The sequence below is a fragment of the Planctomycetia bacterium genome (assembly GCA_015075745.1).
GTDB lineage: Bacteria > Planctomycetota > Phycisphaerae > UBA1845 > UTPLA1 > UTPLA1.
Genome location: JABTTW010000002.1, coordinates 223,067 through 235,405, shown reverse-complemented (window position 1 = coordinate 235,405; position 12,339 = coordinate 223,067). Strand labels below are relative to the sequence as shown.

Below are 12,339 nucleotides of genomic sequence, written 5' to 3'. Positions count from 1 at the left end.
GGGGTTTGCGGGTCGGGATTCAACCACCGGCTGGGTCGGCGGCGACGATCCGCCGCAGCCTGCGAAGCCGAGCCAGACCGCGCCCAGGCAGAGCGGCACAAGCCGGAAGGCCCGCCGACCAGTCGCAGCGGCGAAGAGTCCCCGAATTCCCCTCTTGATAAGCGTTCTCATCATTACGATAGTCGGTAATTCTCAGGGCTGGAGAATCTGTGTCAACGCCGGGTCGAAGAGCCAGGGACGATAGGCTTGGTTGACCAATCCTCGGGAGGTCGCAAGAATCGTGACCCATTCTAGATGGATGGAGTCAGCAATAATCGGTTTGAAGACGCGCGACAAGCAGCGGAAAGAGGCAACATGTCACTACTCGCCACTGGAACGATTGGGATCGACACCGTCGAAACGCCGTACGGCATCGCACGCGACGTCCTGGGAGGGTCAGCCGGATATTTCACCTTGGGGGCGAGCCTACTGACGTCGGTGCGGCTGGTCGGTGTGGTCGGAGAGGACTTCCCGACTGATTTCCTGCAAGTGTTCAAGGACCGCGATATTGATCTATCGGGGCTGGAGACCCGCGCCGGCGCCAAGACGTTTCGCTGGCACGGAAAGTACGTCGGCGACATGAGCAGTGCGGAGAGCCTGCGTACCGATTTGAACGTGGTGGGGGAGGCCCCGCCGAGGATTCCCGATCACTTCACCGATTCGGGATTCGTCTTCCTCGCCAATACACATCCCGCCATTCAGCGAGCCTTCATCGCTCAACTCAAAGCGCCGAAGTTGATCGTCTGCGACACGATGAACCTGTGGATCAACGAGCATCGCGACGAACTCCTGAAGACGCTGGGCGAGGTCGACGGCATCATCCTGAACGACGGCGAAGCGCGGCTGCTATCAGGCAAGGACGACCTGGTGACCGCGGGTATGGAAGTGCTCAAGATGGGCCCGATCTTCGCCGTCATCAAAAAGGGCGAGCACGGAGCGCTGCTGGTCTCGGAAGATGAGGCCTACACGCTTCCGGCCTATCCGACCCGACAGGTGAAGGATCCAACCGGGGCGGGCGACAGCTTTGCCGCGGGGATGATGGGCCATCTGGCGGCCATCGACCGGTTTGACGGCCCGGCCTTGAAGAGCGCGATGGCGCGCGGGGCATGCATCGCGTCGATCGCCATCGAGGATTTTTCGATGCGATCGATTTCCGCCGCGACCCCGGCAGAAGTCGAAAAACGCCTGGCCCAATACAAGTCGATGTTGAGCTTCGACTGACGGCTTGTTCGCGTGATCCGACCCACCCATTGGCGACGCCGAGGAAACCAGAACGCCCGGAGTCTTGGATGAACGCGCTTCCCTCTCGCCCACGGATTGCATTCACAATCGTAATCGCAGGCTTCGCTCTGACATGGCCGGGGTGTGCGGGTCCCGCTGCGTCCGACTTCGTCCTGACCGCCGAGCGCACCGATTTCGTTCGGACGGGCGACTACGCCGAGGCGGTCGCATCCGTGCGCGCGGCCGAGCAGGCATCGCCATGGGTCCGCGTTGTCAAGATGGGGACAACGCCCGAGGGGCGCGACATGCCGCTGGTCATCGTCTCGCGCGAGCGGGCCTTCACGTCGGAGCAGGCCGCGGCCACCGGCAAGGCGATTGTGCTCATCAACAACGGCATCCATTCCGGCGAGATCGAGGGGAAGGACGCGAGCCTCCAGCTTCTGCGCGAGATCGCCATCACCAAGACTCACGCGAGCCTGTTGGATCACGTCATCCTGCTGATTGTCCCGATCTTCAGCATCGATGGCCACGAGCGCAGCAGCCGCTACAACCGCATCAATCAAAACGGACCGGAGGAGATGGGCTGCCGCTGCACGGCGCAGGGTTACAACCTCAATCGCGATTTCATCAAGGCCGACGCGCTGGAGATGCGGCACTGGCTGCGGATGTACCACGCCTGGCGGCCGCATTTCTGGTTTGACACGCACACCACCGACGGGGCGGACTGGCAATACGACGTCACCTTTATCGCCGCCTTCGGACCCGAGGCGCCCGCGTCGATCGCGGGCTGGGTGAAGGACAAGCTCCATCCGCATCTGCTGCGCACGCTCGCCGAGGACGGTCACTGTCCGCAGCTTTTCTTCGACATGCGCGATCGACTCGATCCGTCGAAAAGCATTGCCTCGGGCTTCGGCGGATTCGCCCCGCGATTTTCGACCATGTACGGCGCCATCACCAATCGCCCGTCGCTCCTCGTCGAGACCCACATGCTTAAGCCCTACGGAACGCGCGTCCGGGCGACGCACCAGATACTGGTCCGTTCGCTGGAGTTGATCAACGCCGAGCCCGCGAAGTTGATCGACGCGGTGCGGGCGGCGGATGAGGAGGCGTCCGCGTTTGCTGATCCCAAATCCGATCCTCATGTGGTGCCGCTGGCGACAGTGGGCGACGAGAAGGACGAAGGCGAGCCGGTGATCTTTAAGGGATTCGCTCACACCATGCAGTCGAGCGAAGCGGCGGGGGGGTCGTATCCGAAGTGGGAGCCCGCTAAGCCGATCGACGTACCAACGAAACTCTTTACCAAGGCGGTTGTCAGCGAATCGGTGCGGCCGCCGCGCGGTTATCTCATCCCGCCGCAATGGATTGATGTCATCGCAAAGCTGGAGCTTCACGGGCTTCGAGTGACGCGATTGAAAAGGCCGCTGGTGACGAATGTCGAGGTCTATCGCTTCGCCGACGTTCACTGGTCGGAGAGGCCGTTCGAGGGGCGGCACATGCTCAGCTTCAAGACGACGAAGTCCTCGGAGATGCGGCGCTATCCCGCCGGGTCGGCCGTGGTCATGCTCGATCAGCCGATGTCGCGCGTGGCGGTGCACATGCTGGAGCCGGACGCGCCGGACAGCCTCGTGCGCTGGGGTTTCTTCGACACCATCTTCGAGCAGAAGGAATATTTCGAAGATTACTGCATGGCCCCGATCGCCGATGCGGGGCTGCAAAAGGACGAGTCGCTGCGCGGAGAGTTCGAAGCGTGGCTGAAGGAGAACCCCGACAAGGCGGACAACGTCCGGGCAAGGCTCCAGTTTTTCTACCAGCGTTCGTCGTACTGGGATGAGAACAAGGATGTGTACCCCATCGGGCGCTATTTCGGTTTACCGGGTGATTTTCAAGAGTAAAAGCGGCGCGGCGAATCAGCGACGCATCACCGCCGTCGCCCAGGTGCTGGGGTCGATCCACCAGTTCAGATCATCGCCGATGGTCAATGCCTGCTGCCCCAGTTCGGTGTCTTCGAGCATGTAGTAAAACCCGATGCGCGGATTCTCGACGGGATCGAAGCCGGCCATGACTCGTGCGGGCAGGTGGGCCGTCAGGCTGTAGCCGGTCTTGGACACCTTCGACGCGGTGAGAATGTCGCCCGGCGAGACGAGCGGGGCATCCTGGGTGGCACGGGATATCTTCGCGGAACCGGCGCAGGCCTCGCGACCCTTCGATCCGCCGCCCGAAGGCATAAAGAAAAAGTGCTGGCAGAAGCGCGATGCCCGGCGGATATCGCGCGTGTCGCGCATGTCCGTCAGCAGGCGGAGACAGTCCGAGTTGCGAAAGTTATCCGGGTCGCAGCGCAGCGGCCGCGACTTTTCGCTGACCTTGCAGCCGATGTAAATCCCGCCCTCGTTCCATGCGGCGTAGACTTGTCCGAATGGCTCTTCCCCGTCGATCGTGCACAGGGGCGGCAGGGCGAACTCGTCGCCCCATGCGGCGACGTCGCCGTTAATCGGCAGCCCCTTCTTGGCCCGATGAATCGGGAACTCAAACTTGAAGAGGAATCGGTTAGGGACCAGTACGCTCATGCCCGCATTTTAGCTTGAGTCGTGCTACGCGTCTGCCACCTTTGGCCGATTCGCCCGAGTCCGCTACATTTGTCCGCATGAAGGTATTACTTGGTCGCACATGGACGCCTGCCTATCGCTGTATCGTCATGGCGATGCTGACGATTGCCATTGCGGCGATGTCCGCGGCGGCATGGCCCATTGAGCGGACGACCTTCGAGGCAGGCGGCAGCGTCCTGAAGATCGAGATTCTCGACGACGATCTCGCTCACTTCGAATTGACGACCCAGCCCGGTTCTCCCGACAGCCGCATCGACACGTCGCCGATGGTTGATAAAAAGGATTACGACGGGCCGACTGCCCCCATCCGCCGCGAGTCGGGGATCCTCGAAACCAGGAACCTGCGCATCGAAGTAAACGCGGAATCCCTCGGCATCACAGTTTCGCAGCGAGCGAGGCTCGGCGAACGGCGCATCGTCGGCTTCAGCGGTGCGCATCTCGGCGGTGAGGATGCCGTGCTGAGCATCGATGCGCCGGATATGACTCATGCCTACGGACTCGGCGAGCAATTTTTCGATCCGCCTTCCGCCAATTCGAACTGGGTCGGCAGGCAGCGCACGCCGGGCTGTAAATTCGGCAACAGGCAGGTGCCGTATCTCGGCGGGGCGGTTGGCAATAACACCTTTCCGATTCTCTATGCGATGGGCGAGGGCAATACATGCTTCGCCGTCTTCGTCGATGACGTCCGCGCTCAGTCGTGGGACCTCGCTTCGCAGCCGTGGCAGGTGAAGACCTCGTCGCCGGCTTTGCGCTGGTATCTGCTCGACGGTCCCGATCTGCCGGACCTGCGGCGCGACTACATGGAACTCGTCGGCCGCCCGCCGGTCCCGCCGAAGAAGGCGTTCGGGCTGTGGGTCTCTGAGTACGGCTACGAGGACTGGGCCGAAATGGAGTCCAAGCTTGAATCGCTGCGCAAGCACAACTTTCCCGTGGATGGCTTCGTGCTCGATCTTCAATGGTTCGGCGGTCTGGAGCCGGGCGGCGAGAAGAGCAAGATGGGCTGTCTCGAATGGGACAGGAAGCGTTTTCCTCGACCGCATGCCAAGCTGCACGCGCTGGCGAGGAAGTCCGGCGTCGGCGTCGTCGTGATAGAAGAGTCGTACATTTCGCGGGGCTTGCCGGATCATCAAAACCTTGCGAAGAAGGGATACCTCGTCGGCAGCGGGACCAGCGAGCCGATCTTCCTGAAGAGCTGGTGGGGGCACGGCGGGATGCTGGACTGGCTGAACCCTGCGGCCGCCGACTATTGGCACGACACGAAGCGTCAGGCGCTCGTCGTTGACGGCGTGCTCGGTCACTGGACGGACCTCGGCGAGCCGGAGGACTACTCAGCCGACGGCATCTACAACGGCGAAATGCGCCACGCGGACGCGCACAACCTCTACAACCTCTCCTGGGCGGAGAGCATCGCCCGCGGATACCAGCGGAATAAGTCGAAGCGGCGGCCGTGGATTCTCTCGCGATCGGGCACGTCTGGCATTCAGCGCCACGGCGCGGCCATGTGGTCCGGCGATACCGGCTCGAACATGGCCAGTCTCACCGAGCAGGCCAACGTGCAGACGAACATGTCGCTCTCGGGGATCGATTACTTCGGCTCCGACATCGGCGGCTTCCACCGCAGCGCGATCGACGGTGACGTCGACGATCTCTACACAAAGTGGTTCGCCGATTCATCGCTCACTGATGTCCCGGTCCGCCCGCACACGTCGAACAGGAAAAACCAACACGAGACAGCGCCGGACCGCATCGGCGACATGGCGAGTAACCTGGCCAATATCCGACTGCGATACGAACTGATTCCCTATCTTTACAGTCTCGCTCACCGCGCCTATCGCTTCGGCGAGCCGGTCTTCCCTCCGCTGTTTTATTTCTACGCCGACAATCAAAGGGCCCGCGACAACTGCGTTCAGAAAATGATCGGCGACGGTCTGATGGTTGTGCTTAATCATGAATACGGCGAGAACAAGCAGCATTTCGAGCTTCCCGTGGGCACCTGGTTTGATTGGCATCACGATACGCGAATTCTCTCGACCGACGGCCTGTCAGGCAGCCATCGGCCATACTTCGACGGTCGTCTGAGGTTGCCGCTGTTTGCCCGGGCAGGCGCGATCATTCCCATGATGTACGTCGACGATCAGACGATGAACGCCCTCGGGATGCGCAAGGACGGTTCGCGGCGGGACGAACTCATCGTTCGTGTTTTTGCAGGAGGATCATCGAGCTTTACGCTCTATGAAGACGACGGTGAGACCGTCGCGTATCAGCAGGGCGAGGTCCGCAGCACGATCATAAAGCAGGCGTCGACCGCCGACGGCGTGACGGTGACCATCGCGGCCTCCAAGGGCACCTACAAAGGGGCAATCGAGAAGCGGGCCAACGTCGTACGTATCACGACCGATGGTCGGCCGCAGTGCGCCGGCGTCACCCTGAACGGCAAGGCGCTCAAACGGCTTCGCAACGCGGCCGAACTCGACAAGGCTGCCGAGGGCTGGTGCCAGCCCGAGCGATTCGTCATCCTCGCGAAGACGGCGGTCTTGCCGGTGACAAAGAAAAAGTTGCTCGCCTTCGCGCTCACCTCGGACTAACCACTGGGCCATCGCCTCGCTTACGGAGCAACCGGCAGCATGAGAAACGTCGCAAAAGACGTCTGGCAGATCGACGGCTTTCCCTCCAACGCGATCAACGCCTATCTCGTTGGCGATATCCTGATCGACTGCGGCACGCGTTGGGACGTCCGGCGATTCTTGAAGGCCCTGGCCGGCATCGACCTGAAGCTGGTCGCGCTGACCCACTGCCACCCGGACCATCAGGGCGCGGCAAAGGCGATCTGCGAGAAATTCGGCGTGCCGCTGGCCTGTCACGAGCTTGACAAAGACGCCATGGAGGGCCGCACACGGATGGTCCCCGACGGAGCGATGATCCGCGTTTCGAGCAGAATGTTCTCCGGCCCGCCGCACAAGGTCGATCGCGTTCTTCACGACGGCGGGATGGTCGGCCCGCTTCGCGTCATTCACGCGCCGGGCCACACGCCGGGGCATTGCATGTTTTTCCGCGAGGAGGATCGGCTCCTGATCGCTGGAGACGCGGCGATCAACATGAACCTGCTGACGCTCTGGCCGGGCCTTCATACGCCGCCGAACTTCTTCTGCGTGGACCCTGCCGAGAACCGCCGCTCGATTCGCAGGATCGGCGAGCTTGAGCCGCGCACGATCCTCTTCGGCCACGGCCCGCCGCTGTCCAACATGAGGAAGCTGAGCCGCTTTCTCGACCGCCTGCCGCTGTGACGCAGCCTTTCTCAGTCGTGACAGCTCGCATTGGGAACCGGTGTCGTCGCCGATAACCACGCAATCGTCGTCTGTTAATCATCCAGCGCATCGGCCCCAAACGCGGTCGCAACGATATTCGCGTAAATCTGGGTGGGCCGGTTTGGATTTAGCGGCGTTGATTTGTAAGGTTTCTCCAGCCGGCCGGGTGAATTCGCAAGCACGGTCGAGCAGTGGGATCGAGCGTGGCGAACGAAGGCGTCGGGTGTCGCATCAATCGCAGCAGCGACGGGGGAAACGTATGAACGGGCTTCGCGATAAGTTCAGACAATTCGTCACGGAAGACTCGGGAGCGACAGCGACGGAGTACGCCGTCATGCTGGCGCTCATTTTCCTCGTCGTCATCGGCGCCGTGGCCGTACTGGGGACCAAGGTCTCATCGACCTTCGTTGATGCGGAGAGCGGATTCTGACACGGTGAGGCTGGCTTATTGGCGGAGCCGCGACGGAATCTACTAGCGAACATCTTCGGCGTAAGAGCCGTCTGATCGCGTAAGGATGTTCGGCAGCGTCGGCGGCTGCGAGGTGCCCGCGACCGGCGGCCGGCGGAAGCACTCGCTGCGATCGAGCGTCAACTGGCTGCGCCGAACGTAGTGGCCGTTCTCGTCGATCAGCGCGATATAGACCGTAAACACGTCCGACCGCACGGTCAGCATGTTTGCCAAACGGGAAAGGAAGATGTCGCGCGCCCGCAGGCCGGGGTTTTCGGGGGCCGGCGCGGGGAATCCGGTCGGCACAACGGGGATGTAATCCAGATAGTAGCCCTCCGGTGGCGAATCGAATTGGCCATCGTTGTCGTCGTCGGCGCGCCTGAACCGGAAGTCCGGCGAAAAGATGTCCGACGGACCAGCGCTCGGATCGCTGACCCGGACCTTATGACTGTCGAGAATCGGCGCAGGCGTAAGAGCATATCGGTCAATGTGGAACAGCGCATCGCCCGCGGTCCCGCCCCGATCGGTGACCAGCAGCATGTTCGGCAACTCAAACAGGTGGCGGAACGGCCCCGAGTCAGCAGGCGTCGGTCGCGCGGCGGCGGCCGGTCTGCCCGCGACGGCGACGATCCGCATCTGAAGGGAAACCGGGTCCCACTCAAACACCGGCACCCGACGAACTTCCCGCCGTGAGACGATGGCCGAAGCCAGATCCCAGAAAGCGCCGTTGGGGGCCAGGGCGGCAAAGTCGTTGACCGGGCTGCCGGATGAGAACCCGGCGCGGATGTATTCGACCGAGCCCGGCATCAGCGACATGAACGGCACGCTCCGCAGGACGGAGACCGGGGCGGTGTTGATGTTGATCTTGCCCGCTGTTCGATAGAGCAGGCTGGACCCCTCCGTCGGATCGGTCAGATCCTTCAGGATGTCGCCGTCGCCGTCGTTGTCGATTCCGTCAAAGAGCGGGCTCGTTGTCGTGAAGTAGTCTGCGAGCTTCGCCGTCCACGGCAGGCCGCCGACCTTGATGGCATCCTTGAAATCGACGTGACCGGCGGCGATGCGGATTAGCCCGTCGCCGATCAGGTCGGTCGTCGGTGCCCTGGCGAGGGTATCCGCGAGCAGCTCGGTGACGCTGCGCTTGCCGAGCATCGCTGCCCCATTCCTGTCGCTGAGCAGCGGCGGGTCCGTGTTCAAGGTGCGATTGAAGGCCCCGATCATCAACATGCGGCTCAGGTCGCCGACGGAATCGAAATCGTGATAGGGCTGCGGATCATTAAAGCTGTCCCTCGGATCAATCCCGGCCAGACCCATGTCGGTCATCCGAGTCCGCGCAGGCCAGATGTTCTGCGGAATGATCTTGTCGAGGCTGTCCTGAATGGTGTTTTGCTTGCCCAGCGACGGCCGAAGCCACAGCGGGCGGCTCTGCGGCAGCGGGGGAGGCTGGCCCTCGGAATAACGCTGAAACGCCGTCGTAAAGCGCCAGCCCTTCGTGCTTCGCAGGAGCGAAAACTCACGCTTCGTGCCGACCGCCCAGCCCGGATCGCGCTTGGCCCAGACAGTGGTGATGTCGTTGCTGAAATTGACGAAGTCTGACAGCGTGTTTGCGGAGATGTCGCCTGAATTTTCGGGGTCGATGGTATCGAGGACGTGAAACGCGGTGTCGGACGGATCGTTGTCGATACCGGTTCCTGAATAGACGAGTTGAATCGTGCCCTGACCGTTGACCGGAATCTTAAACTGAGGATTGCTGAAGAACGTGGCCAGAACGAGCGGAGTCAGCGAGGAAGGGGCATCGGCCTTCGACCCACACAGGACGAAGAAGTCTCCGTCGCCGTCGGCTGACAGGACAGGTGCGAAGTTCCCGGCATTGCGGAAACTCGATAGCGGCAGCAAGCCCAGGCCGGGAATCGACGGCAGCACGCGGATATAAAGATTATCCGGCGAATTCAGCGGAATGTTCCAAAGCGGCGGCACGAATAACTCAAACGCGAAAAACCACTTGTCGCCCGGCCCGCTGACCGGCACCGGTCCGGACGATGGGTTGCCGGCGGTGACGAACGCATAGGCCTCGGTCAGGAAGGGCTGCTTCTCGATGCCGAACACGCGGAAGGGCGGGCCGATGGAGGGCGTGATGGTCACGATCGTCGGCTCGTTGTCCTGATCGCGGTAGTCGGCAAGGTTCACCGCGAATTGCCAGGCCAGCCATTGTCGATTGCGATCGTCCGCCAGGCTCTGGCCCTGATACTCGCTGACGCCCTCCAGTGCGAGATACATGGCCGCAGCGCTGTAGCGAATGAAGTCTTCCTTCGCCGCGCCGCCGTTGCCGACGCTGCCCATGTTCAAGTCGATGTGCTGCGGCCGGGCCCACTCGGGGACATCGGGAAGATTCTCATATGCCGCGGAGAGGGTCGAAACCGCAGGACTGTTCGCGAATCGCACCATGTCGAGAACCGGCCAATCCATGCCCAGCGCCCGAAGCTGCACGATCCGCGCATCAATTGAGGCAATGCCCGGCGCCGTCAGGACAGGCGGCGGCTCGACAAAGTGACTCACCGTCGTCAGCAGCGGGCGGCGCACAAAGTAGCGATGATGCTCGTCGATCATCGTCCGCCAGCCCTTTATGTTGGGATTGCCGCCACCCACCCATTGATCTTGTTGGTAACCTTCGTAGCCAAAGGGATCTTTCCAGTTGGCGTTGAATCGGTTCCATCGTGGCACGTTCGACAACGCGTTACGCATGTAGCTCGTGCCGTTCAGCCCGTTCATCATCGGCGTCCACTGCATCGATCCCATCAGGGCCCGGTCGATGTTCACGTATTCATCCCCGCCGCCGTTGACGACTTCCTCCCATTCGGACTTGCGGCCGTAAGGGACGAGCATGTTGCGATGGCGAAGGGATGCCTCCTCGGAGATGCCGTAGGGTCGGTACGCAACCGAAGTGGACGGCGTGCCGCCGATCAACTCGCGGCGAACCACGTTCCTGTCATATTCGATGGGATCGGGATTCAGCGCGCCGTCGGAGCGGTAGCGCATCATCTCGGTAGTGCGTCCCAGCGCGTCGTCGGGATGGACGACGTCGTCAAGGAGAATCTCGGTCGCCCGTCGGCCGCGTCGCTGGAGGTCGGCGAGTCCCTCGTCGAACGTGTCCCCGCCGCTTGGCGCCGCAAGGCTCGATGCCGTGTTGACGTTCAGCATGCCGCCGTGATCGACCACCCGCACCGCCGCGTAAAGCTGGCGCGGATTGTTGGCCCCATCGGTGTCGAACGGAATGACCATGCTCAACGGCGAATCCGGCACGCCGTCGCCGTCGGCGTCGTAGAGATCGACCGCGCCGTCGGCATTGGTGTCGAAGTAGGGGAATTGAGGCAATTTGTTTATGAAGAGTGGGGAGGCAGCGAGTGCGGCTTGATGAGCGGGGGCAAGCCAGCTTTCCCGAGCCTCGGCAATCGTGACGTTTGTCGTTGAGCCCGGAATCATTGGCAACGGGAAGATCAACGGCGATGGCGGCGGCGTCTGCATGACATTGACGTTCTCAAGATTCGTCGTCGAATACTGAACAGGGATCGGCGCCTCGATTCGGGAATTCTGCGCCCAGGCGAACGGCTGCAAACCGCCCTGGAGGAAGTCGTTCGTCAGCAGGTCCGACCCGATGTAGGAGACGTAGCGCCACGAAAGAATGTGATCTTCGGTGAGCGGATAACCGGGGGGCGGCGTGACGCCGATGTAGGTAGGCAGCGCCTTCGGCTCACCATAGACCGGCGGCAGAACCGCGGCGGGATCAGTTTCGTAAAGCAGGTAGGGAATTGTCGAAGAGAGCCAGCGATCATTCTCACCGGGAGCGTCGAAGGCCTCGTTGTTCTCCAGGATCGTCGGAGCGCCGGAAGGTCGATTCGAGTCGAGCGGTCGCGGTGGGTTGATCGTGTCCGGCGACGGGCCCCAGATGTCTCGCCACAGGCGATCCTGCACCGAGCGAACCACGCTCGACATGGCGGATCGCGCCGTCTGCGATGATACGTCCAGGCTCACTCGGCGCGCCTCGCCGTGTGTCCGGGTAATCATCACCAGGCCGACAAGAGCCAGAAGCGTCAGCATCCCCAGGACGAAGACCATGGCCGTGCCGGGGCGACGCCACCGGGTTCTTGTGCGGGGGGGGGTCATTGCGGTCCGTCTCATCGTGTCCTCCGGGCCTATCCGGGCCCCACGAATGGTACGCGGTGGCCAAGAGTCCACCGAGGTCCGGATAGGAGAAAAGTAGGTGGAAAGTGGGGGGGCGAAGGGGCTGGTGAAGGCTTGCCAAAGGGCCTTCAGAGCGTTTTAATACCCCTGTCCTCCTTAAGTCTGCCCGGCCAATCGAGCAATCGGTTCCCGGGCTTATCCGGCCCCCATCGTCTAGTGGCCTAGGATATCAGGTTCTCATCCTGGAGACCGGGGTTCGAGTCCCCGTGGGGGTGCGTAAGCACGAGGCCCCGGCGAAGAGATTTCGTCGGGGCCTTTTTTTGCCTCCAGGTAATGGGTGTAGAGATGGCTCACGGCAGCCCGGTCAGCAGTTCGCTCGCAAAATCGGCAGACGATTGGACGGTTGATCAGACCGGTAGCATCCTTGACGACCGACCGATGATGGGCCGCACAAATGAACCCCCTGGTTGTGGTCCTTTGCTTCAACCGATAAACTTTGACTTGGGCAGAAGTTAAGCGATCAAGAGAGGATTCGGACTGACCTTTT

7 protein-coding genes and 1 tRNA gene are annotated in these 12,339 nt (G+C 62.0%); 6 read left to right on the top strand and 2 right to left on the bottom strand.

All coding sequences use genetic code 11. The annotated features are described in order from the left end of the window. Window positions 1–354: 354 nt before the first annotated feature. Both HS101_14505 and HS101_14500 read left to right on the top strand, forming a co-directional pair. Window positions 355–1,260 (top strand): sugar kinase, encoded by a 906-nt coding sequence (locus HS101_14505; protein ID MBE7507478.1) that lies wholly within the window; start codon window positions 355–357, stop codon window positions 1,258–1,260. 68 nt (window positions 1,261–1,328) lie between these two features. Beyond that, window positions 1,329–3,152, top strand: a complete 1,824-nt coding sequence (locus tag HS101_14500; GenBank protein ID MBE7507477.1) for a M14 family metallopeptidase — start codon at window positions 1,329–1,331, stop codon at window positions 3,150–3,152. 15 nt (window positions 3,153–3,167) lie between these two features. Here the strand turns inward: HS101_14500 and HS101_14495 are convergent, their stop codons facing one another. Beyond that, on the bottom strand, window positions 3,168–3,824 hold the full coding sequence (locus HS101_14495; GenBank protein ID MBE7507476.1) for a hypothetical protein: 657 nt from the start codon (window positions 3,822–3,824) through the stop codon (window positions 3,168–3,170). Window positions 3,825–3,901: 77 nt separating this feature from the next. On the opposite strand from HS101_14495, the gene HS101_14490 reads away from it, so the two are divergent. The 3 genes from HS101_14490 to HS101_14480 all read left to right on the top strand — a co-directional run bounded on the left by HS101_14490 (window position 3,902) and on the right by HS101_14480 (window position 7,598). Next, the gene (locus HS101_14490; protein ID MBE7507475.1) at window positions 3,902–6,448 is read left to right on the top strand and encodes a DUF5110 domain-containing protein; all 2,547 of its coding nucleotides are present in this window, start codon (window positions 3,902–3,904) and stop codon (window positions 6,446–6,448) included. 39 nt (window positions 6,449–6,487) lie between these two features. Continuing rightward, window positions 6,488–7,147: an MBL fold metallo-hydrolase gene (locus HS101_14485; protein ID MBE7507474.1), complete on the top strand. Its 660-nt coding sequence runs from the start codon at window positions 6,488–6,490 to the stop codon at window positions 7,145–7,147. Between the two features lie 280 nt (window positions 7,148–7,427). Then, the gene (locus tag HS101_14480; protein ID MBE7507473.1) at window positions 7,428–7,598 is read left to right on the top strand and encodes a Flp family type IVb pilin; all 171 of its coding nucleotides are present in this window, start codon (window positions 7,428–7,430) and stop codon (window positions 7,596–7,598) included. Window positions 7,599–7,640: 42 nt separating this feature from the next. Here HS101_14480 and HS101_14475 read toward each other — a convergent pair whose 3' ends face one another. Next, window positions 7,641–11,789 carry a hypothetical protein gene (locus tag HS101_14475; GenBank protein MBE7507472.1) on the bottom strand — a complete coding sequence of 1,383 codons (4,149 nt, stop codon included), beginning with the start codon at window positions 11,787–11,789 and terminating at the stop codon, window positions 7,641–7,643. Window positions 11,790–11,994: 205 nt separating this feature from the next. Between HS101_14475 and HS101_14470 the strand changes: the two genes are divergently transcribed. Then, window positions 11,995–12,067: transfer RNA gene (locus tag HS101_14470), tRNA-Glu, on the top strand. Window positions 12,068–12,339: the final 272 nt, after the last annotated feature.